The sequence below is a fragment of the Pseudomonas sp. B21-032 genome (genome assembly GCF_024748965.1).
Taxonomy (GTDB): Bacteria; Pseudomonadota; Gammaproteobacteria; order Pseudomonadales; family Pseudomonadaceae; genus Aquipseudomonas.
The window spans coordinates 4510590-4535684 of sequence record NZ_CP087180.1 but is presented as its reverse complement, the minus strand read 5'-3'; the positions used below and the strand labels follow the sequence as shown (position 1 = coordinate 4535684).

Sequence of the window (25095 nt, the reverse complement as noted above, 5' to 3'; positions counted from 1 at the left end):
GTTGAATGATGGATCGCCTGACCAGCATGGGCGCCTTTGTAATGGCCGCTGAAGAGGGGTCCTACGCCAGTGCGGCGCAGCGTCTGGGCATGTCGCCGCAGATGGTGGCCAAGCATGTAGCCGCCCTGGAGCATCGCCTGGGCGCGCGCCTGCTCAACCGTACAACTCGACGGCAAAGCCTGACCGAGCTTGGCAGCGCTTACTACGAGCGCTGCAAGCATATCCTCAGTGAGGCGCAGGCGGCCGACTCCCTGGCGCAGATCATGAATGACACGCCGCGGGGCAAACTGAAGGTCAGTGCGCCAGTTACCTTTGGCTCCTACAGCCTGATGCCAATGGTGACCGACTTTCTACGCCAGTACCCGCAGGTCGAAATTGACCTGCACCTGACCGACCGTTTCGTCGACCTGGTCGAGGAGGGCTTCGAAGTGGCATTTCGCATCGGCCCCCTGGGCACTTCCAGCCTCACCGCCAGGCCCCTGGCACCTTACCGCCTGGTGACCTGCGCTTCACCGCGCTACCTGACCGCCCACGGTATCCCACGAACGCCAGCCGATCTCGAACAGCACGAATGCCTGGGCTACGCCTACTGGTCGCGCCCAGCCGACCGTGAATGGCAATTCGTCCAGGGCGATACGCTGCACAAGGTGCAGGTCGCCAGCCGTTTGCAGGTCAACGAGAGCAGGGCGCTGATGTCAGCGGCGCTGGATGGCTTCGGCATTGTGCTGGGGCCGGAAGACTTTCTGCGCCCGGCGCTGCAAAGTGGCGAGCTGGTGCGGGTGCTGGCGGACTACCAGCCACCGAGCCGGCAGATGCATTTGCTCTATACGGCAAGCCGTCAGCGCACGGCCAAGCTTCGGTGCTTTGTCGAGACTGTACTTGGGCGTTTCGCTGAGGCTTGAGCAGGACAAATAAAAAAGGCCGCCTAGCGGCAGCCTTTTGTTGTCGAACATGAACGTGGAAATCAATCCCAGCTCAACGCCCCACCCGTCTGATACTCAATTACCCGCGTCTCGAAGAAGTTCTTCTCTTTCTTCAAGTCCATGATCTCGCTCATCCATGGGAACGGGTTGGTGGTACCTGGGTACTCTTCCTTCAGGCCGATCTGCGACAGGCGACGGTTGGCGATGAACTTGAGGTAGTCCTCCATCATCGCTGCGTTCATGCCCAGCACGCCGCGCGGCATGGTGTCGCGGGCGTATTCGATTTCCAGCTGGGTGCCCTGCAGGATCATCTGCGAGGCTTCTTCCTTCATTTCGGCATCCCACAGGTGCGGGTTTTCGATCTTGATCTGGTTGATCACGTCGATACCGAAGTTCAGGTGCATGGACTCGTCACGCAGGATGTACTGGAACTGTTCGGCAACGCCAGTCATCTTGTTGCGACGACCCATGGACAGGATCTGGGTGAAGCCGCAGTAGAAGAAGATGCCTTCCAGGACGCAGTAGTAGGCGATCAGGTTGCGCAGCAGCTCTTTGTCGGTCTCGACGGTGCCGGTGTTGAACTCAGGGTCGGAGATCGCGCGGGTGTAGCTCAGGCCCCAGGCGGCTTTTTTAGCGACCGACGGGATCTCGTGGTACATGTTGAAGATCTCGCCTTCATCCATGCCCAGCGACTCGATGCAGTACTGGTAGGCGTGGGTATGGATCGCCTCTTCGAAGGCCTGGCGCAGGATGTACTGGCGGCACTCGGGGTTGGTGATCAGGCGGTACACGGCCAGGGCCAGGTTGTTGGCAACCAGGGAGTCGGCGGTGGAGAAGAAGCCCAGGTTGCGCATGACGATGCGACGCTCGTCGTCGGTCAGGCCTTCCGGGTTTTTCCACAGGGCGATGTCCGCGGTCATGTTGACCTCTTGCGGCATCCAGTGGTTGGCGCAGCCGTCCAGGTACTTCTGCCAGGCCCAGTCGTATTTGAACGGTACCAGCTGGTTGAGGTCGGCGCGGCAGTTGATCATGCGCTTTTCGTCAACCGCGACGCGGGCAGCAGAACCTTCCAGCTCAGCCAGGCCTTCGGCGATGTCGAGTTTGTCCAGGGCCGCCTTGGCGCGTTTGACCGCTTCGGAGTCGTCGGCAGTCACGGCGCGCGCTTCCAGGGCAGCCACACCGCCAGCGTTATCGAGCTTGTCGATGCCTGCGGCAGCAGCTTGAGTGGCGGTAGTGCCTTTGGCGGCTTCTTCGCCTTCGTCTTTATCGAATTCGTCCCAGCTCAGCATGGTGGGTCTCCTGCTTGAGGGCCATATCAGTATGGCCGGTGGATCTTGGTTGCGGTGCTTGCGGTTGGGTACTGCGGTGCACGCAAAAACTTGGAATGCTTCCCCGGGCTGAGGCCCTCGGGGGAGGTCGGGGTGGCCCCGACCTTGTTGTTCGGCGCTTTGGAAAGGGGGCGGCAGGGCCGGCCCTTTCGCGGGTCAAGCCCGCTCCTACAGGGAGCGGGCCTTCAGGCGCTTATTGGCAGGCTTCGCAATCCGGCTCGTCGATCGCGCAGGCCTTTGGTACCGGAGCAGGGCCGGCTGGCGCTGCTTGTACCGGGGCGCTGTCGCCACCGCTGGAGACGGCGTTGAGCTTGCCGGTGTTGATGGTCGACTTCTCGGTGCTGGTCGCGGCCAGGGCACGGAGGTAGTAGGTGGTTTTCAGGCCACGGTACCAGGCCATGCGGTAGGTCACGTCGAGCTTCTTGCCCGAAGCGCCGGCGATGTACAGGTTCAGCGACTGGGCCTGGTCGATCCACTTCTGGCGACGGGAGGCGGCATCGACGATCCACTTGGTTTCCACTTCGAAGGCGGTCGCGTAGAGGTCTTTGAGCTCTTGCGGAATGCGCTCGATCTGCTGCACCGAACCGTCGTAGTACTTCAGGTCGTTGATCATGACCGAGTCCCACAGGCCGCGGGCCTTGAGGTCGCGAACCAGGTACGGGTTGATCACGGTGAATTCGCCCGAGAGGTTCGATTTCACGTACAGGTTCTGGTAGGTCGGCTCGATGGACTGCGATACGCCGGTGATGTTGGCGATGGTCGCGGTCGGCGCGATGGCCATGATGTTCGAGTTACGAATACCTTTTTGTACGCGGGCACGCACCGGCGCCCAGTCCAGGGTTTCGTTCAGGTCGACGTCGATGTACTTCTGGCCACGGGCTTCGATCAGGATCTGTTGCGAATCCAGCGGCAGGATGCCTTTGGACCACAGCGAGCCCTGGAAGGTCTCGTAGGCGCCACGCTCGTCGGCCAGGTCGCAGGACGCCTGGATGGCAAAGTAGCTGACCGCTTCCATCGACTTGTCGGCGAACTCGACGGCAGCGTCGGAGCCGTAAGGGATGTGCTGCAGGTACAGCGCGTCCTGGAAGCCCATGATGCCCAGGCCGACCGGACGGTGCTTGAAGTTCGAGTTACGCGCTTGCGGCACCGAGTAGTAGTTGATGTCGATCACGTTGTCGAGCATGCGTACGGCGGTGTTGACGGTGCGCTGCAGCTTGGTGGTGTCCAGCTTGCCATCGACAATGTGGTTCGGCAGGTTGATCGAGCCCAGGTTGCAGACCGCGATCTCGTCCTTGTTGGTGTTCAGGGTGATCTCGGTGCACAGGTTCGAGCTGTGCACCACGCCCACGTGCTGCTGCGGCGAACGCAGGTTGCACGGGTCCTTGAAGGTCAGCCATGGGTGGCCGGTCTCGAACAGCATCGAGAGCATCTTGCGCCACAGGTCTTTGGCCTGGATGGTCTTGAACACCTTGATCTTGTTGTACTCGGTCAGGGCTTCGTAGTACTCGTAGCGCTCTTCGAAGGCCTTGCCGGTAAGGTCGTGCAGGTCTGGCACTTCCGATGGCGAGAACAGGGTCCACTTGCCGTCATCGAAGACGCGCTTCATGAACAGGTCAGGGATCCAGTTGGCGGTGTTCATGTCGTGGGTACGACGACGGTCATCACCGGTGTTCTTGCGCAGCTCGATGAATTCTTCGATGTCCAGGTGCCAGGTTTCCAGGTAGGCACACACGGCGCCCTTGCGCTTGCCACCCTGGTTAACGGCGACGGCGGTGTCGTTGACCACTTTCAGGAACGGCACGACGCCCTGGGATTTACCGTTGGTGCCCTTGATGTAGGAGCCCAGTGCACGCACAGGGGTCCAGTCGTTGCCCAGGCCACCGGCGAATTTCGACAGCATTGCGTTGTCGTGGATCGCGTGGTAGATGCCCGAGAGGTCGTCCGGCACGGTGGTCAGGTAGCAGCTCGACAGCTGTGGACGCAGGGTACCGGCGTTGAACAGGGTCGGGGTCGAGGCCATGTAGTCGAAGGACGACAACAGGTTGTAGAACTCGATGGCACGGGCTTCTTTGTCTTTCTCTTCCAGTGCCAGGCCCATGGCCACGCGCATGAAGAACACCTGAGGCAGCTCGAAGCGTACGCCATCCTTGTGGATGAAGTAGCGGTCGTACAGGGTCTGCAGGCCCAGGTAGGTGAATTGCTGGTCGCGCTCGTGGTTGATCGCCTTGCCCAGTTTGTCGAGGTCGAAGTCGGCCAAGGCAGGGTTGAGCAGTTCGAACTCGACACCCTTGGCGATGTAGGCAGGCAGGGCCTTGGCGTACAGTTCGGCCATTTCGTGGTGGGTGGCGCTCTCGGCGACTTCGAGGAAGCCCAGGCCTTCGGCGCGCAGGGTGTCCATCAGCAGGCGGGCGGTCACGAACGAGTAGTTCGGCTCGCGCTCGACCAGGGTACGGGCGGTCATCACCAGGGCGGTGTTGACGTCGGTGAGGGCCACGCCGTCGTAGAGGTTCTTCAGGGTTTCGCGCTGGATCAGGTCGCCATCGACTTCGGCCAGGCCTTCGCAGGCTTCGCTGATGATGGTGTTCAGGCGGTTCATGTCCAGTGGCGCCAGGCTGCCGTCGGCGCGGGTGATGCGGATGCTTGGGTGCGGCTGCACGCCGGCGTCTTCGGCGTGACCACGGGTGGCACGTTCCTTGGCACGCTGGTCGCGGTAGATCACGTAGTCACGGGCGACTTTCTGCTCGCCGGCACGCATCAGGGCCAGTTCGACCTGGTCCTGGATTTCTTCGATGTGGATGGTGCCGCCCGAAGGCATGCGACGCTTGAAGGTCGCGGTGACTTGTTCGGTCAGGCGGGCAACGGTGTCGTGGATGCGCGACGAGGCGGCGGCGGTGCCGCCTTCAACTGCGAGGAACGCTTTGGTGATGGCCACGGTGATCTTGTCATCGGTGTAGGCGACGACAGTGCCGTTACGCTTGATCACGCGCAGTTGGCCCGGAGCGGTGGCAGCCAGATCCTGGTTCGAATCAGCGGCCTGCGGCGCCAAAGCCTGCGGGTTCTCGCGAGTTGTGTCGGTTTGCATGGGTGTCTCCACGTTCTCTAAGTATGTTTAGGCGCTTTGTGAGCGCCAACCGTTCCGTCCGAAAGCCCAACAACCGACCTTGAGGGCGCGCAGGAACGAGCGTTCCGGCATGCCGCACAGGTCGGGCATACTCACTTCGGGACAGTTCAGGAATTAGGGCAAATGCTGCCGCTCCCTGGCCGAAGTCAAAGGTCTTGAATCTACGACTCAAAACTGTTGCTGTCGGGTGTGCTGAAGGCTTGCAACACCCGTACCCGAAACAACACCCTCCAAGGGTTTGCAACGGAAGCCTGCGCAGGAGCGGTTTGGCTGCTGATCTCTTCTAAAGTTCCAGCAAAAAATCTAGCCGTTGAGGGCTTGAGTTCTCTGCTTGACTTGTGCTTGGGATTTTCAGGAAACCCCAAGATGTAGTGTTTTGTTTCGCTTGGGATACAAGATAATGCGGTCTTGGGGGTAATGCAAGGTCGCGGTCTGTGGATAACTTGTGCGTATTTTGTGAGTGATTTCACTCAACCCCTTGTAGGCCGCGTCTTAGCGCGCAATGACCGCCCGTCACCGATTTTTTCGCGGGGCAAAGGGTCGCAGGCGGATTTTGCGGGCGCGAACCCTATCACAAAAAATCGGCTTGTCCGAGCGCCTTGCCCACTGGTTTTTTACTGCGGGTAACGGCGGTTGGCAGGCGCCGGTGCCCGACGTAGTATCCGGGGCCAATGTTGCCTTTTGGTGATCTGGGCACTCTTTATAACAACAAGCTGTTGAGGTGAGCCGTGGAGCAGAGCAGTCGGGTATTGATCGTCGAGGATGACCAGCGGCTGGCTGACCTGACCCGTGAATACCTGCAGGCCAATGGCTTTGTCGTGGACGTGGAGGGCGATGGCGCCCGGGCGGCGGCGCGAATCATCGCCGAGCAGCCCGACCTGGTGATCCTCGACCTGATGCTGCCTGGCGAGGACGGCCTGAGTATCTGCCGCAAGGTGCGCAAGCAGTACCCCGGGCCGATCCTGATGCTCACCGCGCGCAGCGACGACCTCGACCAGGTCCAGGGCCTGGACCTGGGCGCCGACGACTACGTGTGCAAGCCGGTGCGCCCGCGCTTGCTGCTGGCGCGTATCAACGCCCTGCTGCGGCGCAGCGAGGCTGTGGCCGAGCCGCAAGTACCGCAAGCTTTGCAGTTTGGCCCGTTGCGGGTCGATAACACCTTGCGCGAGGCCTGGCTGTACGACAGCGGCATCGAACTGACCAGCGCCGAGTTCGACCTTTTATGGCTGCTGGTAAGCAACGCCGGGCGCACCTTGTCGCGCGAGGAGATCTTCACCTCCCTGCGCGGCGTCGGCTATGACGGCCAGGACCGCTCCATTGATGTGCGTATTTCGCGCATCCGCCCGAAAATAGGCGACGACCCGGAGCACCCGCGGATGATCAAGACCATCCGCAGCAAAGGCTACCTGTTCGTTCGTGAAGCGGCCCAAGCCATGGGCCAGGTGCCATGAACTCGATCTTTTTGCGCATCTATGGCGGCATGCTCGCCGCCCTGGTGCTGGTGGCGGTGCTTGGCGTGCTCAGCCTGCACCTGCTCAACGAGGTGCGCGCCGGCCAGTACCGCGAACGCCTGGCCCACGGCACCTTTACCCTGATGGCTGACAGCCTGGCGCCGCTGGATGCTGTCGAGCGCAAGCGCGCGCTGTTGATATGGGAGCGCCTGCTGGGGATTCCCCTGGAGTTGCAGGCGCTGAGCAGTACTGCGCTGGACGGTAGCCAGCGCAGCGGCTTGCAGCGTGGGCAGGTACTGGTCGAGAAGACCGGCCCGCACGCGGCCAAGGTGCTGCGCCAGGTCGGTGATCAGGATTTGCTGCTGGTCGGTGAAGTGCAGCAGATCAGCGAGCAACTGGCCCGCGCCACTATTTATCTGCTCGCCGATGAACTGGTGCGCTACCCGGTGGCCGAGCAGCCCCAGCGCCTGGCCGCCCTCAAGCAGAGCAAGGGTTTTGGCTTCGACCTGCGCCTGCAGCGGGTCAATCAGACCGACATGGACGAAGACCAGCGCCGGCGCATCGATGAAGGCGACACGGTGATGGCCCTGGGCAAGGACGGTGACTCGATCCGCGTGTTCGCCGGCCTGGTCGGCACGCCCTGGGTACTGGAAATCGGCCCGCTGTACCAGATGAACCCCTATCCGCCGCAGTTGCTGGTACTGATTGCGGTGCTGGGCCTGTGCCTGATCGGCCTGATCGTCTACCTGTTGGTGCGCCAGCTGGAGCGGCGCCTGTCGGGGCTTGAGGCCGCGGCAACGCTGATCGCTCAGGGCAGCCTGGAAACCCGCGTGGCGGCCGACGACGCCGACTCGGTCGGGCGCCTGGCCGCAGCGTTCAACGGCATGGCCGAACACCTGCAGCGCTCGCTGACCATCCAGCGCGAGCTGGTGCGGGCGGTGTCTCACGAGCTGCGCACGCCGGTTGCGCGCTTGCGCTTTGGCCTGGAGATGATCGCCAGCGCCAGTAATGACCAGGCCCGGGACAAGTACCTGACCGGCATGGACGGTGATATCCAGGACCTCGACAAGCTGGTCGATGAGATGCTCACCTACGCGCGCCTGGAGCAGGGCGCGCCGGCCCTGCATTTTCAGCGCGTCGACCTGGATGCCTTGCTCGACCAGGTGATCGCCGAGCTGGCGCCGCTGCGCCGCGAGGTACGGGTGCTGCGCGGTCCCTGCCAGGGCGGCGAAAAGGGTCCGGACGGGCAGGGGCCGTGGGTCGAGGCCGAGCCGCGCTACCTGCACCGGGCGCTGCAGAACCTGGTCAGCAATGCCATGCGCCACGCCGAATCACAGGTCAGCCTCAGCTATCAGCTGGGCCTGCAACGGTGCCGGATCGATGTCGAGGACGATGGCCCCGGCGTGCCGGAAAGCGTCTGGGAGCGCATCTTCACCCCCTTTACCCGCCTCGACGACAGCCGCACGCGTGCCTCTGGCGGGCATGGCCTGGGCTTGTCGATCGTGCGGCGGATCATTTACTGGCATGGCGGGCGGGCGTCTGTGGGGCGCAGCGAGCGCCTGGGCGGCGCCTGCTTCAGCCTCAACTGGCCGCGCAACCAGGACGGCGCATGAGTTCGCCGATCGCCCTGCAGGCGTTGCTCGACGAAGCCTGCTTCGATGCCTTGCTGCTGGCATTGTATGGCCCCGAACTGATGCCAGCGCAGCGGCCGGTGCTGGTCTCGCAGTGGTCCAAGTACTACTTCGCGCTGCTCTGGCGGACGTTGCGCGAGGGCGCAAACCTGGCGGCTTTCAGCCAGACATCGCTGCTGCTGGATGAGCGCGGCTTGCCGCTTGCGCTGATCGCCGACGGCGCCCCCTGCCAGGACCTGCTGGCTGAGCATCTGCAACCGCTGGTTGCGCGCCTGGCCGAGCGGGGCGCGCTGGCAACGGCGGTGTTGTGGGGCAATGCCGGTGATTGCCTGGATCAACTGCTGCAAGGCAGTGGCGACAGCTCAGGCTTGCAGGTGCTGCTGTCAACGCCCGGCAGCCCTTTGTATGCCGCCGTCAGCCAGGATGCTCGAGGACTGCGTCGGCGCCGCACCTGCTGCCTGAGTTACAAGGTCGACTGGGTCGGGCATTGCGAGCATTGCCCGTTGCTGCCCTGAAACTCAGACGCTGATCAGGCTCAACAGCTGGTCATCCTGCAGGCAGAACTGCCCCTCAAGCTCCCGGCCGTGGTGCCAGTGCGCCGACAGGTCGGTCAGCAGGCGCAGGCGCGCATGGCCGTCTGCGGACCACTCCAGCACTTGGGCATGCTCGAAATAGAAGCGCTGCTTGACGATCGGGTAGAGCGCCTTGAACAGGCTTTCCTTCAGCGAGAAGGTCAGGGTCACGGTCAGGCCTACCTGGCTGGGGTCCATACGCTGCAGTTCGGCGTCGGTAAGAATCTCCCGGGCCAGGCGTTCGGCGCGCTCGTCGCTGAGCAGGCATTCCTGGTCCAGGCCCAGGCCCTGGCAATCGCTGCTGCGCGCCACCACGGCGGCGGCCCAGCCTTTGCCGTGGGTGATCGAGCCGCAGATGCCGGCCGGCCAGATCGGCGCGCGGTCTTCATCGGTGCCGGGGACATAGTCGCGGCCATCGAGCTGCATCAAGGCGGCGCGGGCACACACCCGGCCGGCCAGGTACTCGGCCTGGCGCTTGGCCACCGAGCGTTGCAGGCTGGCGGTTTGCTCGATACCGGCGCGAGCGAAGTCGTCGCTGGCAAGCAGGGCGGGGTCGAACGGGCAACTGACCAGGATCGCGCCGGGGACCGGACGCGGCAGGGGCCAGTGGTGCAGAAGCGGGGCGCAGCAGGTGGGCAGTCGGTTCATGGCCGGTATTGTGCCGTGGCTGCTGCCGGCGTGCCACTGCGTAGGAGCGGGCTTGACCCGCGATTGCGGTGTAACAGACACACCGCAATCGTGGGTCAAGCCCGCTCCTACAGGGGTCAACCGTTATTGAAGATCTTCTTGAAGAACGCCTGCAGATCCGCCCACGAGCTTTCATCCGCCGCCTTGTTGTAGCCAATATCCGGCCCGCCATGCTCGCCATGGCTGAGGCGGTCGGCATCGGGGTTGGTAAAGCCGTGCTTGGCACCGGGAATGCTGACGAACTCATAGGTCGCCCCGGCTGCGTGCATTTCTTCCTTGAATTTTTCCACCTGCTCCGCGGTCACCATGCTGTCGCTGGCGCCATGCTCTACCAGCACTTTGGCCTTGACGCTGCCGTCTGTCGCCGGCGTGTTGGTGACCAGCGCACCATGGAAGCTGGCCACCCCGGCCAGCGCTTCACCACGGCGCGCGGCGTCGAGCACCACCTTGCCGCCGAAACAGTAACCGATGGCGGCGATCTGCTCTTTATCGGTCTGTGGCTGAAGCTTGAGCAGTTCAACCCCGGCATCGAAGCGCTTAGCTGCCGCGCTCGGGTCTTTCAGCGCGGCAGCCATGAACGCCTGGGCATCGGCCGGGTGCTCGGTGTGCTTGCCGTCGCCATACATGTCGATGGCCAGGGCGCTGTAGCCAAGCCCGGCAAGGTCGCGGGCGCGGCGTTTGGCATAGTCGTTGAGCCCCCACCATTCATGCACCACCACCACGCCCGGGCGTTTGCCCTCGGCGGCGTCGTCGTAGGCGTAATAGCCGACCAGGCGCTTGCCATCGGCATCCTGGTAGGGAATCTCACGGGTTTGCACCGCCGCCTGGGCCAGGCTGGCGGCACCGATCAGGGCCAGAGCGAGCAGACAACGCATGGTCGTACTCCTTGATTGCAGTCGGTTTTGCTCTCAGTGCAGCTGTTCAGCCGAGGTTCAGCCAGGGTTCAGCGGCGGTTCAGGAGGGCTTGCTTACTCTAGCTTCCACACCAACACAGTGCATCACCTGGAGTACCACACGATGAAAAAGCTCAACACCCTGCTGCTCACCGTTGCTTTCCTTGGCGCCAGCGCCGCCGCCCAGGCCGCTGACACCACCTTCGCCGGCGTCACTTATGGTCAGACCAGCGACAAGATGAAAAAGTCCGGCCTGTTGACCCGCAACACTGATCACCTGAACACCGACGGCATCATCAGCAAGGACAGCACCTACGGCATCCGCGTCGGCCAGATGAACGACCAGGGCCGCTACTACCTGACTTATGACAACGTCTCCAACGACCACAGCGGCCTGAAAGTACGCCAGGAAAACCTCCTGGGCAGCTACGACATGTTCTACCCGCTGGGCAACACCACCAAGCTGTTCGGTGGCGCCAGCGCCGGCCTGACCAAGATGAGCATGGAATCCTCCGGCTACAGCCGCGACACCGACACCGGCTACGCCATCGGCCTGCAAGCCGGCGTGCTGCAGCAAGTCAGCGACAATGCCTCGGTGGAACTGGGCTACCGTTACCTGCGCAGCAACGCCAGCACCGAGTTGTCCGAGCATGACGGTCCGAAAGTCGGCAGCCTGCGCCTGAACAGCAGCGCCCAGACCTACCTGTCGGCCAACTACGCGTTCTAAGTCGCCTGGCGATGTCCGAACCGGCCTGCATGCGCACGGCCGGTTCGCTGTTATTCTGCATTCGTCTACAAATTTGACTGGCCAATGAAGGCCGGCACGGGTCTGGAGGAGCGTATGAAACTGCTGGTGGTCGAGGATGAGGCACTCTTGCGTCATCACTTGTACAGCCGCTTGACGGAAAGCGGGCATGTGGTCGAAGCGGTGGCCGATGCCGAGGAGGCCCTGTACCAGGCCGAGCAGTTCAACCATGACCTGGCGGTGATCGACCTGGGCCTGCCGGGCATGAGCGGGCTCGACCTGATCCGCCAATTGCGTTCCCAGGGCAAGAGTTTCCCGATCCTGATCCTCACCGCCCGTGGTAACTGGCAGGACAAGGTCGAAGGCCTGGCCGCCGGCGCCGACGACTATGTGGTCAAACCCTTTCAGTTCGAAGAACTCGAAGCCCGTCTCAACGCTTTGCTGCGCCGCTCCAGCGGCTTTACCCAGTCGACCATCGCTGCCGGTCCCCTGGTGCTCGACCTCAATCGCAAACAGGCCACCCTCGACGAACAACCCCTGGCGCTGACCGCTTATGAATACCGCATCCTCGAGTACCTGATGCGGCATCACCAGCAGGTGGTGGCCAAGGACCGCCTGATGGAGCAGCTGTACCCGGACGATGACGAGCGCGACCCGAATGTCATAGAAGTGCTGGTCGGCCGCCTGCGGCGCAAGCTTGAGGGCAGCAACGGCTTCAAGCCGATCGATACCGTGCGCGGCCTGGGTTATCTGTTCACCGAGCGTTGCCGATGATCCGTTCGTTACGACTGCGCTTGATGCTGGCGGCTGCGGTGCTGGCGCTGCTGTTCATGCTCGGCTTGCTGCCGGCCTTGCAGAAGGCCTTCAGCCTGGCCTTGCAGGAATCGATCGAGCAGCGCCTGGCCTCGGACGTCACTACCTTGATTTCCGCCGCGCGCATCGAGAAAGGCAACCTGCAGATGCCGGTGCTGTTGCCCGACGAGAAATTCAACCTGCCCGACAGCCGCCTGCTCGGCTACATCTACGACCGCCAGGGCAACCTGGTGTGGCGCTCACGGGCCACGGCGGACGAGAACATCAACTACACCCCGCGCTACGACGGGCGCGGCAACGAATTTGCGCGGATTCGCCAGGACAACGGCGAGGAGTTCTTCGTCTACGACGTCGAGGTCAAGCTGCTTGGCGGCAAGACCGCCGCCTTCAGCATCGTCGCCCTGCAACCGGTGCGTGAATACCAGCACACCCTCGACGGGCTGCGCGAAAAACTCTACCTGGGCTTTGGCGCGGCATTGCTGGCGTTGCTGGTGCTGCTATGGGCCGGGCTGACCTGGGGCCTGCGTTCGCTGCGGCAGATGAGTCGCGAGCTTGATGATGTCGAATCCGGTGCCCGCGAAGGCCTGAGCGGTGAGCACCCGCGGGAGTTGCTGCGCCTGACCGACTCGCTCAACCGCCTGCTGCGCAGCGAACGCGAGCAGCGCCGGCGCTATCGGGATTCGCTCGGCGACCTGGCCCACAGCCTGAAAACCCCGTTGACCGTGCTCCAGGGCGTCAGTGAGAGCATGGCCCAGCGCCGCGAAGACCGTGAGCAGGCGCGGGTGCTGCAAAGCCAGATCGAGCGCATGAGCCAGCAGATCGACTACCAGTTGCAGCGCGCCAGCCTGCGCAAGAGCGGCCTGGTGCGCCACCAGGTGCAGTTGCGACCATTGCTCGACAGCCTGTGCAGCACCCTGGCCAAGGTCTACCGCGACAAACATGTGCACATCAGCGTGGACGTGCCGGCCAACGCCATGGTGCCCATGGAGCAGGGCGCCTTGCTCGAGCTGCTCGGCAACCTGCTGGAGAACGCCTACCGCCTGTGCCTGGGCCAGGTACGCATCAGCCTGCAAGCCACCGCCGTACAGGTGGTGCTGTGCATCGAGGACGATGGCCCGGGCGTGCCGCCCGACCAGCGCGAACGCATCCTCCAGCGTGGCGAGCGCCTCGACCGGCAGAACCCGGGGCAGGGCATTGGCCTGGCGGTGGTCAAGGACATCATCGAAAGCTACGACGCCACCCTGACCCTCGATGACTCGCCGCTGGGCGGTGCGGCCTTTCGCATCCGTTTTGAGCTGGAGCGAAATACCTAGGCGGATTACCGCCATCATTGTCACAAACCTTTGCATGGCGTGCGGAAATCCGCCAACCCCAGCCCCTCGACCTGCAACCTCTTTGTGCATCGCAGCCCCGTAAAACCGGGGCTTGCACCGTTAAAGCGCATTTTGGCATCGGGCTTGCTATGGACTCATCAGAGTTCTGCCAGGCAGCTCGACACAACAAATCCCTCCAGTGCAGGAGGGTTCGCGCTTTAGGTACCCCGCATCCTGGGAAGGATGAGCCGGTACCCTTGAGGAATTAGCCATGACGACGCGTCAGCCACTGTACAAATCGCTGTATATCCAGGTGTTAGTAGCGATCACCATCGGTATCCTGCTGGGCCATTACTACCCTGAAACCGGCGTGGCCCTGAAGCCACTGGGTGACGGGTTCGTCAAACTGATCAAAATGGTCATCGCCCCGATCATCTTCTGTACCGTGGTCAGCGGCATCGCCGGCATGCAGAACATGAAGTCGGTCGGCAAGACCGGTGGCTACGCGCTGCTCTACTTCGAAATCGTCTCGACCATCGCCCTGATCATCGGCCTGGTGGTGGTCAACGTGGTCAAGCCTGGCGCCGGCATGCACATCGATGTCAGCACCCTCAACGCCAGCAGCGTGGCCGCTTACGCCGCCGCCGGCGCGCAGCAGACCACCGTCGGCTTCCTGCTCAACATCATCCCCAACACCGTGGTCGGCGCCTTCGCCAACGGCGACATCCTGCAAGTGCTGATGTTCTCGGTGATCTTCGGCTTCGCCCTGCATCGCCTGGGTGCCTACGGCAAGCCGCTGCTGGACCTGATCGACCGCTTCGCCCATGTCATGTTCAACATCATCAACATGATCATGAAGCTGGCGCCGGTCGGTGCCTTCGGTGCCATGGCCTTCACCATCGGCCAGTACGGCGTCGGTTCGCTGGTGCAACTGGGCCAGCTGATGATCTGCTTCTACGTCACCTGCGTGCTGTTCATCCTGGTGGTGCTCGGCGGTATCGCCCGCGCCCACGGTTTCAGCATCCTCAAGCTGATCCGCTACATCCGTGAAGAGCTGATGATCGTTCTCGGTACCTCCTCCTCGGAGTCGGCGCTGCCACGCATGCTGACCAAGATGGAGCGTCTGGGCGCGAAGAAATCCGTGGTTGGCCTGGTGATCCCGACCGGCTACTCGTTCAACCTCGACGGCACCTCGATCTACCTGACCATGGCCGCGGTGTTCATCGCCCAGGCCACCGATACCACCATGGACATCACCCACCAGATCACCCTGCTGCTGGTGCTGCTGGTGGCTTCCAAAGGTGCTGCCGGCGTTACCGGTAGTGGCTTCATCGTCCTCGCCGCAACCCTGTCGGCCGTTGGCCACCTGCCGGTTGCAGGCCTCGCGCTGATCCTTGGCATCGACCGTTTCATGTCCGAAGCCCGCGCCCTGACCAACCTGATCGGCAACGCTGTGGCCACCGTGGTCGTGGCCAAGTGGGTCAAGGAGCTGGACGAAGACAAGCTGCACGCCGAGCTGGCGTCCGGCGGCTCGCCGCTGACCGACACCCGCCCGATGGATGACCTCGGTGTGGCTGAAGGCCCTGCTCGCTAACAGGCAGGCGCTGTAATGCAAAAAGCCCATCTTCGGATGGGCTTTTTTGTGTCTGCGGGGGCTTCATCGCGGGGCAAGCCCGCTCCTGCAGATGGGGTGGGAGCGGGCTTGCCCCGCGATGCTTTATTCCACCCGGGTCTCGCCGCTATACACCAGGGTATGGCGACAGCGCCGGCACAGGTAGCGCCGCCCCTGGCGCACCAGGCTGTGGCGTTGCGCCGAGAACGGGAAGTCGCTGCCAGCGCACGGGCAGCGGTAGATGTAGCGGGTGACCGTGCGGCGTTTGACCGCGTAGTTGTGGCAGCGGTGTGGCGGCAGCTCGTACACGCCGCGCATGATCAGTTGCCATTCCTCGCCATGGGGCTGGATACGCTCGCCAAACAGTTGGTGGGCCACCAGGTGGGCGACCTCGTGGGGTACGGTCTGCTTGAGGAAGTCTTCGCTGTTTTCGCGGTACAGCTGCAGGTTGAAGCGCAGCAGGTTCTCGTGCAGGTGCGCGACGCCGGCCTTCTGGCCGCGCAGCTTGAAGCTGACTTCGGGGCGCGGGAAGGGCCGTTTGAAAAAGGTTTCGGCTTGCTGGTAACAGGTTTCGACGCGGGATTTGAGCAGTTCGGGCATATCGGGGAACACTCCTGGCCGACAATTATGCCGCAACCGCGGCGGCGCTGCCGAGCCACCTGTCAGCGCACAGTATCAGGCCGCCTTGCGGCGGCCTGATGGTGAGTGCACCTATGTTGCTGTTTCTAATAATGCAGGTCAGTTGGTGTAGACGGGCCCCACGCCCAGTCCCCAGACAATCACGGTGAAGGCCATGATGGCGACCAGCACCACCAGCCCTACCGCCAGTACCGAACTCGAGAACAGAAAGCCCTCATCGGAAGGAATGTTCATGAAGGTCGGCAAGCCGACATACAGCAGGTACACCGTGTAGCACACCGCTGCGGTGCCGACGATCATGCCCAGCCACAGGTGCGGGTACAGCGCCGCCAGGCCGCCGACGAACAGGGGCGTCGCGGTGTAGGTGGCAAAGGCGATGCAGCGCGCCAGGCTTGGGTTGGCATCGTAGGTGCGGGCCATCCAGTGGATGAACGCGCCCATCACCGCCACGCCGCCGAGCATGGCCAGGTAAGACATGATGGTCATCCACAGCGCGCTTTCCTGGGTCAGCATGACCGGCGCGCGATCGCCGATGACCCAGCCGACCTGGGTGGTGCCGATAAACGCCGAAACCGCCGGGATCGCGGCGAGGATCAGCGTGTGGGTCAGGTACATGTGGCTTATGCTTTCTTCTTCACCGCGTATTTCTTTCCATTCCTGATCGGGATGGGTAAATAGCCCAACAACGTGATGGATCATGCCGGTCACTCCTTTCGTTGTTGCCATCGCCCCCCAGCGGAGCGCTTGCGGCCCCAAGTCTGGGCCAGAGGTTGGAGGTCACCTTTGTGTGGCCTTATGTCGCAGTATAGGAAGGCGTTCGCCGCATAAAGCCGGCTTTTTAGAGCAAATCGCGCTGTCAGGGCCGTGCTTAATCACGATGCAGTCTTTATCGGATTGGCCTACGCCCACTGGCGGTTTAAGGGTAAAATGCTCGGCTTTTGTCACACCTCGCGGATTCCAAGCGCTATGGGCACCCTTTCGGTCAACCAGAACAAACTGCAAAAACGCCTGCGTCGTCTCGCCGGCGAAGCCATCACTGACTTCAACATGATCGAAGACGGTGACAAGGTCATGGTCTGCCTGTCCGGCGGCAAAGACAGCTACACCATGCTCGATGTTCTGCTGCACCTGCAGAAAGTGGCGCCGATCAAGTTCGACATCGTCGCGGTGAACATGGACCAGAAGCAGCCGGGCTTTCCCGAGCACGTGCTGCCGGCCTACCTCGAGGCGCTCGGTGTCGAGTACCACATCGTCGAGAAAGACACCTACTCGGTGGTCAAGGAACTGATCCCGGAGGGCAAGACCACCTGCTCGCTGTGCTCGCGCCTGCGCCGTGGCACCCTGTACACCTTCGCCGACGAAATCGGCGCGACCAAGATGGCCCTGGGGCATCACCGCGACGACATCGTCGAGACTTTCTTCCTCAACATGTTCTTCAACGGCACCCTCAAGGCCATGCCGCCCAAGCTGCGTGCCGACGACGGGCGCAACGTGGTAATCCGCCCGCTGGCCTACTGCAGCGAGAAGGACATCCAGGCCTACTCGGACATGAAGGAATTCCCGATCATCCCGTGCAACCTCTGCGGCTCCCAGGAAAACCTGCAGCGCCAGGTGGTCAAGGACATGCTGGTGGAGTGGGAGCGCAAGACCCCGGGGCGTACCGAGAACATCTTCCGTGGCCTGCAGAACGTGGTGCCGTCGCAGCTGGCTGACCGCAACCTGTTCGACTTCACCAGCCTGAAGATCGACGAAACCGCCACCCCGCGCTTTGTCGACGTGCTGAACATCTGACGGCCATGCGCGATTACCAATGGCTGCATGAGTATTGCCTGAACCGCTTCGGCTCGGCCGCCGCCCTCGAAGCGCACCTGCCCCAGGCGAAAAGCCCTGAGCAGTTGCGTGAGATTGGCGCCGACCGCTACCTGTCGACCCTGGCCTTGCGGGTGTTTCGCGCCGGCTTGAAGCACAGCCTGGTGGACGCCAAGTGGCCGGCCTTCGAGCAAGTGTTTTTCGGCTTCGACCCGCAAAAGGTCGTGCTGATGGGTGCCGAGCACCTGGAGCGGCTGATGCAGGACACGCGCATCATCCGCCACCTGGGCAAGCTCAAGAGCGTGCCGCGCAATGCGCAGATGATCCTCGACATCGAGAAGCAGCACGGCAGCTTTGGCGCGTTCATTGCCGACTGGCCGGTGACCGACATCGTCGGTCTGTGGAAGTACCTGGCCAAGCATGGCAGCCAGCTGGGCGGGCTGTCGGCGCCGCGTTTCTTGCGCATGTGCGGCAAGGACACCTTCATCCCCACCAATGACATGGCCGCGGCGCTGATCGCCCAGGACATCATCGACAAGCCGCCGACCAGCCAGCGCGACCTGGCCCTGGTGCAGGAAGCCTTCAACCAGTGGCATGCGCAGAGCGGGCGGCCGCTGTGCCAGCTGTCGGTGATGCTGGCGCACACCGTCAATCACTGAAATCGCTGGTGCCGCCATCGCTGGCAAGCCAACTCCCGCAAAACCCTGTGGGAGCGGCGGTGCGGCGACCCGACTTGCCCCGCGATGAACTCACCGCCTAGTGCGAACCTTCTCCGGCCAACCGCCGCTCATACTGAAAGCGCCAGCGCACATACAGCAAGGCACTGACGAACAGCGCAAGGCTGATCGCCACTTCCAGCCAGCCGAACAGCGCCCGCGCCGGGTCGAAGGCGGCGAGCACGCCCTTGATGAAGTACAGGTTGACCACAAAGCAGGTCCAGGCATGGGCGCGGGCGTTGCCCAGCAGCATGCCCGGCAGCAGCAGGGCCAGCGGCACCAGCTCGATCGCCAGGATCACCCCGACCCGCGCACCATGAAGGTCGGCGAACAGCAGGTTGTTCAGGGTCAGCAGGGCGACCAGGCCGAAAAAGCTCGCCAGGCTCAGCGCCCGGGTCAGGCGCAGGCGCGGCGCCAGCCATTCGAGCGACGGCAATACCTTGGGCTTTTTAGCCACGGCCGTTCTCCAGTAGTTTGGCGGTAGACGCCAGACGCTGGCCCAGGGCGCGGCACAGGGCGATTTCGTCGGCATCCAGGTCGCGCTTGCCGTCGGCGCCGGCATGGTGGCTGGCGCCATAGGGCGTACCGCCGCCACGGGTTTCCAGCAATGCCGACTCGCTGTAGGGCAGGCCCATGATCAGCATGCCGTGGTGCATCAGCGGCAATAGCATCGACAGCAGGGTCGATTCCTGGCCGCCGTGCAGGCTGGCGGTGGAGGTGAACGCCGCCGCTGGCTTGCCGACCAGGCCGCCGCTCAGCCACAGGCTGCTGGTGCCGTCGATGAAGTACTTGAGCGGTGCGGCCATGTTGCCAAAGCGCGTCGGGCTGCCCAGGGCCAGGCCCGAGCAGTGGCGCAGGTCGTCGAGGCTGGCATACAGGGCGCCGGTGTCGGGGATGTCCGGGGCGACGGCTTCGCACTCGGTGGAAATCGCCGGTACCGTGCGGATACGTGCCTCAAGGCCGGCCATCTCGACGCCGCGGGCAATCTGCCGGGCCATCTCGCTGGTCGAGCCGTGGCGGCTGTAGAACAGGATCAGGATATACGGCGCGCTCACGGCAGGATCTCCAGCACCTTCTCTGGTGGCCGGCCGATCGCGGCTTTATCGCCGGCAATCAGGATCGGCCGCTCGATCAGCTTCGGGTGCTGGACCATGGCCTCGATCAACTGCGCCTCGCTGAGGCTGGCATCGGCCAGGTTGAGCGTCTTGTATTCGTCTTCACCGCTGCGCAGCAGCTGGCGGGCACTGATGCCAAGCTTGCCGAGCAGGGCCTTGAGCTCGCCGGCGGTCGGCGGGGTTTCCAGGTAGCGCACCACGGTCGGGGCCAGGCCGCGGGCTTCGAGCAGCTCCAGGGCGCCACGGGATTTGGAGCAGCGCGGATTGTGATAGAGGGTCAGGTCAGTCATGTTCGGGTCGCATCCAGCAGGGTGTGGCGGCTATTCTAACCGCAGCGACTTCGCATTTTGCTTGAATCTTCGAGAAGGATTGACCCATGACAAGGCGTTTGGCAGCAGCACTGGCCATCACCGCGAGCCTGTTGCTCGGCGGTTGCGGTGCAGATTACGGCCTGGACCAGCACGGCCAGGCAGTGAAAGCCGAGCAGATTGAAGGGCACTGGCTGGTGCTCAACTACTGGGCGGAATGGTGCGGCCCGTGCCGTATCGAAATTCCCGAACTCAACGCCGCGGCCAAACAATGGCAGGGGCAGGGCGTGCAGGTAGTGGGGGTGAACTTCGACGGCCTGCAGGGTGAAGACCTGAAAAAGGCCAGCGAAGCCCTGGGTATCGGCTTCACCGTACTGGCCAGCGACCCGGCCGAGCGTTACCAATTGCCGCGCAGCGAAGCCTTGCCGGTGACCTACATCATCGATGACAAGGGCAAGGTGCGTGAGCAATTGCTGGGCGAGCAGACGCTGGAGGGCCTGAACCAGAAGATCAAGGCGCTGAAAGGCGCCTGACGGCTCAAGCTGCAAGCTGCAAGATAGAGCCAGAGCGCGTTCAGTCTGCTCTTACTTGCGGCTTGAAGCTTGTGGCTTGCCGCTTAAGTCACCCCTCCTCAGGCCAGAAACGCAGCGGCTTGCCCTCGGCGGGCCAGAAGCGCACTTGCTCGATCGGCGAGATATCCCAGCGCTGCACGGTTTCCAGCGCCTGCAGGAAGCGTTTTTCCTGCTCCATCAGCGCCGGCGCACACAGCTTGCGGGTACTGCCGACCTTGCCGAAGCTCAGCTTGTCGCCTTCCAGCTGGTACGGCGCGAACCAGTGGTTGCAGCCGCCGTTGCCATAGGCGCGGCCGTCGGCAGCCAGGGTCAGGGTCAGGTGGCTGTAGTCCATCAGCGGACGTTCGCCAATCCACTCCAGCAGGTAGCTGCGTTCCTGTTCCAGCTTCATCGGCTCGGCGGCGCAACCCAGCAGGGCAGTGCCGATCAGGGCTGAGAGCAACAGCGTTTTCACTGGGCCGTCTCCTTGCATTTCGGGCACAGGTGTTTGTCGCCGCGGCTGATCCAGCCAAGCTCGGCGATGCGTGCGCTGGCGGCCGGTTGCTGGGCTTTTTTACCCAGTTTGGCGTCGACCGCGAATTCGAAGCTCAGGGCGGCCTGGCAGCTGTCGCAGTTGACCTCCCAGGTGTGGATCGCCAGTTCGCCGAACACCGGGCCGCTGGCTACCGCGACCCATTGGCCGGTCGGGTTGATCAAGTGGCGCACCGACTCCACGGTCAGGCGCATGGACAAGTCCTTGCTGCCCTTGAGGGTCACCAGCAGAACGTCGTTCTTCTGGATCGAGCCGCCGTTGCCGGTCACTTGATAGCGGCCTGGCACCAGGGCGCGGCACTCGATCAGGGTGTGTTGCGGGTTAAACAGGGTGTAGCGGAAATCGTGTTCGACCATGGGTCCTCCAAATCTGCCGCGTATCCTAGCATCAACCCTCGACCAAGTTCTGCGGATTGCCTGCCGCCCAGCGGCTTATGTTGTCCAGGGTGGTGGCGGCGATGGCCGCCAGCGCTTCACGGGTGAGGAAGGCCTGGTGGGCGGTGACGATGACATTGGGGAAGGTCAGCAGCCGCGCCAGCACGTCGTCCTGCAAGGGCAGGTCGGAGCGGTCTTCGAAGAACAGCTGGGCTTCCTCTTCATAGACATCCAGGCCCAGGTAGCCGAGCTGGCCGCTTTTCAGCGCCTCGATCAGCGCCGGCGTGTCGACCAGGGCGCCGCGGCCGGTATTGATCAGCATGGCCCCGGGTTGCAGGTCGGCCAGGCTCTGGGCGTTGATCAAGTGGCGGGTGTCGTCGGTCAGCGGGCAGTGCAGGCTGATGACCTGGGCCTGGCGCAGCAACTCCGGCAGGCTCAGGTAGCGTGCCCCGAGCGCCAGCAGGTCGGGGTTGGGGTAGGGGTCGTAGGCCAGCAACTGGCAACCGAAACCGGCCATGATCCGCGCAAAGGCCGCGCCGATCTGCCCGGTACCGACCACGCCGACGGTCTTGCCGTGCAGGTCGAAGCCGGTCAGGCCGTGCAAGGTGAAGTCGCCTTCGCGGGTGCGGTTGTAGGCCCGGTGCAGGCGCCGGTTGAGGGCCAGGATCAGCGCCACCGCATGCTCGGCCACGGCATGTGGTGAGTAGGCCGGCACCCGTACCACGGCCAGGCCCAGGCGTTTGGCGGCGGCCAGGTCGACGTGGTTGTAGCCGGCCGAGCGCAGGGCGATCAGGCGCGTGCCAGCGGCCGCCAGGCGCTCCAGTACCGCAGCGCCAAGGTCGTCATTGATGAAGGCGCAGACCACTTCGTGGCCGGCCGCCAGCGGCGCGGTGTCTTCGGTAAGGCGCGCCGGTTGAAAGTGCAGCTCAATCTCTGGCGCCGGTGCCGCGCTGGTGAAGCTGTCCTGGTCGTAGGTCTGGCTGCTGAAAAACAATACGCGCATGGGATGTTCCTGAAGGCTTTGCCTGAAAGTTTAACCAAGGGGCAAGGATCGGGCCTTGCCCCAGGTCAGCCAGGGTTCAGGCGCTCATGCGCGCCTGGGCAGTCAGCCGGGTGATGGCCCGGTCCAGTTCGTCCAGCGCTTGCGGCGCCTGTGGGTCATCCTGTTTGAGCAAGGTTTCACTGCGTTGGCAGGCGGCGCGCAGTTGCGGCACCCCGCAGTAGCGCGAGGCGCCATTGAGGCGGTGCACGCGCTCGATCATGCCATTGCGGTCGGCTGCCTCGCGGGCGACACGAATCGCTTCGCGGTCGGACTCCAGCGACGCCAGCAGCATCGCCAGCATGTCGGCGGCCAGGTCCGGCTTGCCGGCAGCCAGGCGCAGGCCTTCCTCGGGGTCGAGCACCTTCAGTTCGCTGCTGTCCGGCGTGCGCTCCAGCGGGCGTTCCGGGCGCGGCGCACCGAGGGCCATGCCGGTCCATTTGAGCACCACCTGGGCCAGTTGGCGCTCGCTGATCGGTTTGGTCAGGTAGTCGTCCATGCCGCTGTGCAGCAGGGCGCGCTTTTCGTTGGCCATGGCGTGGGCGGTCAGTGCCACGATTGGCAGCGCCGGGCCGCTCTGGCTGGTTTCCCACTGGCGGATCTGCTCGGTGCATTCGCGCCCGTCCATGCCGGGCATCTGCACGTCCATCAGCACCAGGTCGAAGCGCTCGTCCTGCACCGCCTGAACCGCCGCATAGCCGCTGTCGACCGCCAGCACTTCGGCACCCAGGTCTTCGAGCAGGGTTTGCACCAGCAGCAGGTTGGCCGGGTTGTCGTCGACGCACAGCACCTTCGGCAACGGCTGGTCGGACACCGGCTTGCTCTCGCTGCCCGGGCGCCGCGGCTGGACCATCTCGACCAGGGCCCGGCGCAATTTGCGCGTGCAGGCAGGCTTGGCCTGCAACTGGCCGTGGGCATTGGGCAGGTAAGGGTGGTACAGCGCCTGTTCGGTGGTCGGGCACAGCACCAGGGCCTGGCAGGCGAGGTTTTCCAGTTGCTGGATGTACTGACCGAGGCGCTCCGGCGAGAGGCTGTCGAGGTTGACCCCAAGCACCGCCAGCTCGAAGGGTTGCCCGGCCAGGCTGGCGGCTTCGACCGCATGCAGCAGTTGTTCGACCGTGGTGTACAGGCTGACGCTCAGGCCACAGTCTTCCAGTTGATGCTCCAGGGCCTGGCGCGCCAGCTCGTGGCTGTCGACAATTGCTACGCGGCGGCCCACCAGCGGTTGCGTTGGCAGGTCTTCGGCGTCGTCGCGGGCCTTGGGCAGGCTCAGGCTGATCCAGAACTGCGAGCCTTCGCCGGGCGTACTGTCGACGCCGATCTCACCGCCCATCTGTTCGATCAGGCGCTTGGAAATCACCAGGCCCAGGCCTGTGCCACCGGGTTGGCGCGACAGCGAGTTGTCGGCCTGGCTGAAGGCCTGGAACAGTGCCCGCACATCCTGGCTGGACAAGCCGATGCCGGTGTCCTGAACGCTGATGCGCAACTGCACGCTGTCTTCGCGCTCGTCCTCGAGCATGGCCCGGGCGACGATGGTGCCCTCGCGGGTGAACTTGATGGCGTTGCTGACCAGGTTGGTAAGGATCTGCTTGAGCCGCAGCGGGTCGCCAACCAGCGACAGCGGTGTATCGCGGTACACCAGGCTGACCAGCTCCAGCTGTTTGGCGTGGGCCGCCGGGGCGAGGATGGTCAGGGTGTCCTGGATCAGGTCGCGCAGGTTGAACGGAATGCTGTCGAGCACCAGCTTGCCGGCCTCGATCTTGGAGAAATCGAGGATCTCGTTGATGATGCCCAAGAGGCTGCCGGCGGACTTTTCGATGGTGCCCAGGTAGTCGAGCTGGCGCGGGGTCAGTTCGCTTTTTTGCAGTAAATGGGTGAAACCGAGAATGCCGTTCAGCGGCGTACGGATTTCATGGCTCATGTTGGCGAGGAACTCGGACTTGATCCGGCTGGCCTCCAGGGCCTCCTTGCGCGCCATGTCCAGCTCGATGTTCTGGATCTCGATGGTTTCCAGGTTCTGGCGCACGTCTTCGGTGGCCTGGTCGATGCTGTGCTGCAGCTCTTCATGGGCGTTGTGCAGGGTTTCGGCCATACGGTTGATCCCCGCAGCCAGTTCATCAAGCTCGTAACTGCCCATTGCCGGCAAGCGTTCTTCGAGGTTGCCGTCTTTCAACTGGGTGACTGCGTATTTGATCTGGCCGATCGGGCCGTTGATCGTGCGGCTCATGCGCAGGGCCAGCAGGGCGGTGGCGGCCAGGCCGAGGAAAATCAGCAGCAGGCTGGTAAACAGGCTGCGGTAGCCGCGCAGCAGGGTGCCGTCGTGGGACAGCTCGATTTCCACCCAGCCGAGCAGGCGATCGGCTTCGCCGGGAATCAGCTCGCCGGCCAGGTCGCGGTGGCGGCCGAACACCGGCAGCAAGTAACGGGTGGCGTCATTGCCGGTGCGCTGCAGCAACTGCGTGCCGCCACCGGTGGGCGCCTGGTTGAGCATGCTCGGGCCGGCGTGGGCCAGGGCGTTGCGGTCGGGGCCGAGAAAAGCCACGGCACGCACATCGGACTGCTCCAGGGCCTGGGCGGCAATGCGCTCCAGCTGCGCCGGGTCGTGCCGCGCCAGGGCCGGCGCCACCAGCGGGGCCAGTTGCTCGGCAATCATCTTGCCGCGTTGCAGCAGTTGGGTCTGCAGCTCGCTCTGCTGCAACCAGGTGAAGTAGCCGCCCAGCACCAGCGCCATCAGGCCGGCTGGCAACAAGGCGAGCAACAGCACGCGGCTTCTGATCCCCAATCTATTCAGCACGCCACTCTCCTGTGCCCGGTAAGCGCTGTAAGCCTCCGCCAGCTCCTGCTGACGGACCAAGTCGGAAAAGTACCGCGCCTACTCGCGTAATGCACTCATTTGTATCTG

24 protein-coding genes are annotated in these 25095 nt (G+C 63.5%); 11 read left to right on the top strand and 13 right to left on the bottom strand.

All coding sequences use genetic code 11. The features are described 5' to 3' along the window. Positions 1–5 precede the first annotated feature (5 nt). Positions 6–902 (top strand): LysR family transcriptional regulator, encoded by an 897-nt coding sequence (locus tag LOY54_RS20910; protein ID WP_258607786.1) that lies wholly within the window; start codon positions 6–8, stop codon positions 900–902. Between the two features lie 62 nt (positions 903–964). On the opposite strand, the gene LOY54_RS20905 is transcribed toward LOY54_RS20910, so the two are convergent. Further along, positions 965–2212, bottom strand: a complete 1248-nt coding sequence (locus LOY54_RS20905) for a ribonucleotide-diphosphate reductase subunit beta (RefSeq protein ID WP_045195614.1) — start codon at positions 2210–2212, stop codon at positions 965–967. Between the two features lie 232 nt (positions 2213–2444). Next, on the bottom strand, positions 2445–5333 hold the full coding sequence (locus tag LOY54_RS20900; RefSeq protein ID WP_258607784.1) for a ribonucleoside-diphosphate reductase subunit alpha: 2889 nt from the start codon (positions 5331–5333) through the stop codon (positions 2445–2447). A 767-nt stretch (positions 5334–6100) separates the two neighbouring features. Here LOY54_RS20900 and LOY54_RS20895 point away from each other — a divergent pair. From LOY54_RS20895 to fhuF, 3 genes are read left to right on the top strand one after another with little or no spacing between them, the layout of a single operon-like run. Then, on the top strand, positions 6101–6823 hold the full coding sequence (locus LOY54_RS20895) for a response regulator transcription factor (protein WP_258607782.1): 723 nt from the start codon (positions 6101–6103) through the stop codon (positions 6821–6823). After that, positions 6820–8436 (top strand): ATP-binding protein, encoded by a 1617-nt coding sequence (locus LOY54_RS20890; RefSeq protein ID WP_258607780.1) that lies wholly within the window; start codon positions 6820–6822, stop codon positions 8434–8436. Before LOY54_RS20895 ends, LOY54_RS20890 begins: the two co-directional genes overlap by 4 nt. Then, positions 8433–8969: a siderophore-iron reductase FhuF gene (fhuF, locus tag LOY54_RS20885; protein WP_258607778.1), complete on the top strand. Its 537-nt coding sequence runs from the start codon at positions 8433–8435 to the stop codon at positions 8967–8969. The genes LOY54_RS20890 and fhuF overlap by 4 nt, the downstream gene beginning before the upstream one ends. 3 nt (positions 8970–8972) lie before the next feature. Here the strand turns inward: fhuF and LOY54_RS20880 are convergent, their stop codons facing one another. Both LOY54_RS20880 and LOY54_RS20875 read right to left on the bottom strand, forming a co-directional pair. Further along, on the bottom strand, positions 8973–9674 hold the full coding sequence (locus LOY54_RS20880) for a 4'-phosphopantetheinyl transferase (protein ID WP_258607776.1): 702 nt from the start codon (positions 9672–9674) through the stop codon (positions 8973–8975). A gap of 116 nt (positions 9675–9790) precedes the next feature. After that, entirely contained in the window at positions 9791–10588 is a 798-nt protein-coding gene (locus LOY54_RS20875; RefSeq protein ID WP_258607774.1) for a dienelactone hydrolase family protein, read from the bottom strand. Positions 10589–10730: 142 nt separating this feature from the next. On the opposite strand from LOY54_RS20875, the gene LOY54_RS20870 reads away from it, so the two are divergent. The 4 genes from LOY54_RS20870 (at position 10731) to LOY54_RS20855 (ending at position 15071) form a co-directional block, all read left to right on the top strand. Next, positions 10731–11333 (top strand): outer membrane protein, encoded by a 603-nt coding sequence (locus LOY54_RS20870; RefSeq protein ID WP_045195603.1) that lies wholly within the window; start codon positions 10731–10733, stop codon positions 11331–11333. A gap of 114 nt (positions 11334–11447) precedes the next feature. Next, complete coding sequence (locus LOY54_RS20865; protein WP_045195602.1) at positions 11448–12125, top strand: response regulator; 678 nt, start codon at positions 11448–11450, stop codon at positions 12123–12125. After that, positions 12122–13477 carry an ATP-binding protein gene (locus LOY54_RS20860; protein ID WP_258607772.1) on the top strand — a complete coding sequence of 452 codons (1356 nt, stop codon included), beginning with the start codon at positions 12122–12124 and terminating at the stop codon, positions 13475–13477. The genes LOY54_RS20865 and LOY54_RS20860 overlap by 4 nt, the downstream gene beginning before the upstream one ends. Positions 13478–13748: 271 nt before the next feature. Continuing rightward, a complete protein-coding gene (locus LOY54_RS20855; protein ID WP_045195599.1) occupies positions 13749–15071 on the top strand; it encodes a dicarboxylate/amino acid:cation symporter in 1323 nt (440 codons plus the stop codon). 123 nt (positions 15072–15194) lie between these two features. Here LOY54_RS20855 and LOY54_RS20850 read toward each other — a convergent pair whose 3' ends face one another. Further along, positions 15195–15689 (bottom strand): SprT family zinc-dependent metalloprotease, encoded by a 495-nt coding sequence (locus LOY54_RS20850; protein WP_045195598.1) that lies wholly within the window; start codon positions 15687–15689, stop codon positions 15195–15197. A 138-nt stretch (positions 15690–15827) separates the two neighbouring features. Then, positions 15828–16427, bottom strand: a complete 600-nt coding sequence (locus tag LOY54_RS20845) for a Yip1 family protein (protein ID WP_093380265.1) — start codon at positions 16425–16427, stop codon at positions 15828–15830. A gap of 267 nt (positions 16428–16694) precedes the next feature. On the opposite strand from LOY54_RS20845, the gene ttcA reads away from it, so the two are divergent. Together ttcA and LOY54_RS20835 are read left to right on the top strand one after the other, a co-directional pair. Next, positions 16695–17519: a tRNA 2-thiocytidine(32) synthetase TtcA gene (ttcA, locus tag LOY54_RS20840; protein ID WP_038993896.1), complete on the top strand. Its 825-nt coding sequence runs from the start codon at positions 16695–16697 to the stop codon at positions 17517–17519. 5 nt (positions 17520–17524) lie between these two features. Then, complete coding sequence (locus LOY54_RS20835; protein WP_258607770.1) at positions 17525–18196, top strand: DNA-3-methyladenine glycosylase I; 672 nt, start codon at positions 17525–17527, stop codon at positions 18194–18196. A gap of 97 nt (positions 18197–18293) precedes the next feature. Here LOY54_RS20835 and LOY54_RS20830 read toward each other — a convergent pair whose 3' ends face one another. The 3 genes from LOY54_RS20830 to arsC are packed head-to-tail and all read right to left on the bottom strand — an operon-like array spanning position 18294 to position 19658. Beyond that, entirely contained in the window at positions 18294–18710 is a 417-nt protein-coding gene (locus tag LOY54_RS20830) for a DUF2069 domain-containing protein (protein ID WP_093380269.1), read from the bottom strand. Continuing rightward, positions 18703–19308: an NAD(P)H:quinone oxidoreductase gene (gene wrbA, locus LOY54_RS20825; protein ID WP_093380271.1), complete on the bottom strand. Its 606-nt coding sequence runs from the start codon at positions 19306–19308 to the stop codon at positions 18703–18705. The genes LOY54_RS20830 and wrbA overlap by 8 nt, the downstream gene beginning before the upstream one ends. After that, a complete protein-coding gene (gene arsC / locus LOY54_RS20820) occupies positions 19305–19658 on the bottom strand; it encodes an arsenate reductase (glutaredoxin) (RefSeq protein WP_093380273.1) in 354 nt (117 codons plus the stop codon). Before arsC ends, wrbA begins: the two co-directional genes overlap by 4 nt. A gap of 86 nt (positions 19659–19744) precedes the next feature. On the opposite strand from arsC, the gene LOY54_RS20815 reads away from it, so the two are divergent. Next, positions 19745–20209, top strand: coding sequence for a TlpA disulfide reductase family protein (locus LOY54_RS20815; RefSeq protein ID WP_093380276.1), 465 nt, complete (start codon positions 19745–19747; stop codon positions 20207–20209). 88 nt (positions 20210–20297) lie between these two features. On the opposite strand, the gene LOY54_RS20810 is transcribed toward LOY54_RS20815, so the two are convergent. From LOY54_RS20810 to LOY54_RS20795, 4 genes are all read right to left on the bottom strand, one after another. Then, positions 20298–20702: an META domain-containing protein gene (locus LOY54_RS20810; protein WP_408980531.1), complete on the bottom strand. Its 405-nt coding sequence runs from the start codon at positions 20700–20702 to the stop codon at positions 20298–20300. Further along, the gene (locus LOY54_RS20805; protein ID WP_045195583.1) at positions 20699–21136 is read right to left on the bottom strand and encodes a hypothetical protein; all 438 of its coding nucleotides are present in this window, start codon (positions 21134–21136) and stop codon (positions 20699–20701) included. Before LOY54_RS20805 ends, LOY54_RS20810 begins: the two co-directional genes overlap by 4 nt. 31 nt (positions 21137–21167) lie before the next feature. Next, complete coding sequence (locus LOY54_RS20800; RefSeq protein ID WP_195884840.1) at positions 21168–22157, bottom strand: 2-hydroxyacid dehydrogenase; 990 nt, start codon at positions 22155–22157, stop codon at positions 21168–21170. 76 nt (positions 22158–22233) lie between these two features. Then, positions 22234–24987 carry a response regulator gene (locus LOY54_RS20795; protein ID WP_045195580.1) on the bottom strand — a complete coding sequence of 918 codons (2754 nt, stop codon included), beginning with the start codon at positions 24985–24987 and terminating at the stop codon, positions 22234–22236. Between the last annotated feature and the right edge of the window lie 108 nt (positions 24988–25095).

Bases quoted from the DNA above. Each gene is read 5' to 3' on its own strand.
- LOY54_RS20865 (WP_045195602.1), top strand. From the start codon at position 11,448: ATGAAACTGCTGGTGGTCGAGGATGAGGCACTCTTGCGTCATCACTTG.
- ttcA (WP_038993896.1), top strand. From the start codon at position 16,695: ATGGGCACCCTTTCGGTCAACCAGAACAAACTGCAAAAACGCCTGCGT.
- LOY54_RS20855 (WP_045195599.1), top strand. From the start codon at position 13,749: ATGACGACGCGTCAGCCACTGTACAAATCGCTGTATATCCAGGTGTTA.
- LOY54_RS20815 (WP_093380276.1), top strand. From the start codon at position 19,745: ATGACAAGGCGTTTGGCAGCAGCACTGGCCATCACCGCGAGCCTGTTG.
- fhuF (WP_258607778.1), top strand. From the start codon at position 8,433: ATGAGTTCGCCGATCGCCCTGCAGGCGTTGCTCGACGAAGCCTGCTTC.
- LOY54_RS20850 (WP_045195598.1), bottom strand. From the start codon at position 15,689: ATGCCCGAACTGCTCAAATCCCGCGTCGAAACCTGTTACCAGCAAGCC.
- LOY54_RS20875 (WP_258607774.1), bottom strand. From the start codon at position 10,588: ATGCGTTGTCTGCTCGCTCTGGCCCTGATCGGTGCCGCCAGCCTGGCC.
- LOY54_RS20910 (WP_258607786.1), top strand. From the start codon at position 6: ATGATGGATCGCCTGACCAGCATGGGCGCCTTTGTAATGGCCGCTGAA.
- LOY54_RS20860 (WP_258607772.1), top strand. From the start codon at position 12,122: ATGATCCGTTCGTTACGACTGCGCTTGATGCTGGCGGCTGCGGTGCTG.
- LOY54_RS20805 (WP_045195583.1), bottom strand. From the start codon at position 21,136: ATGGTCGAACACGATTTCCGCTACACCCTGTTTAACCCGCAACACACC.
- LOY54_RS20880 (WP_258607776.1), bottom strand. From the start codon at position 9,674: ATGAACCGACTGCCCACCTGCTGCGCCCCGCTTCTGCACCACTGGCCC.
- LOY54_RS20800 (WP_195884840.1), bottom strand. From the start codon at position 22,157: ATGCGCGTATTGTTTTTCAGCAGCCAGACCTACGACCAGGACAGCTTC.
- LOY54_RS20845 (WP_093380265.1), bottom strand. From the start codon at position 16,427: ATGATCCATCACGTTGTTGGGCTATTTACCCATCCCGATCAGGAATGG.
- LOY54_RS20905 (WP_045195614.1), bottom strand. From the start codon at position 2,212: ATGCTGAGCTGGGACGAATTCGATAAAGACGAAGGCGAAGAAGCCGCC.
- LOY54_RS20835 (WP_258607770.1), top strand. From the start codon at position 17,525: ATGCGCGATTACCAATGGCTGCATGAGTATTGCCTGAACCGCTTCGGC.
- arsC (WP_093380273.1), bottom strand. From the start codon at position 19,658: ATGACTGACCTGACCCTCTATCACAATCCGCGCTGCTCCAAATCCCGT.
- LOY54_RS20890 (WP_258607780.1), top strand. From the start codon at position 6,820: ATGAACTCGATCTTTTTGCGCATCTATGGCGGCATGCTCGCCGCCCTG.
- LOY54_RS20900 (WP_258607784.1), bottom strand. From the start codon at position 5,333: ATGCAAACCGACACAACTCGCGAGAACCCGCAGGCTTTGGCGCCGCAG.
- LOY54_RS20870 (WP_045195603.1), top strand. From the start codon at position 10,731: ATGAAAAAGCTCAACACCCTGCTGCTCACCGTTGCTTTCCTTGGCGCC.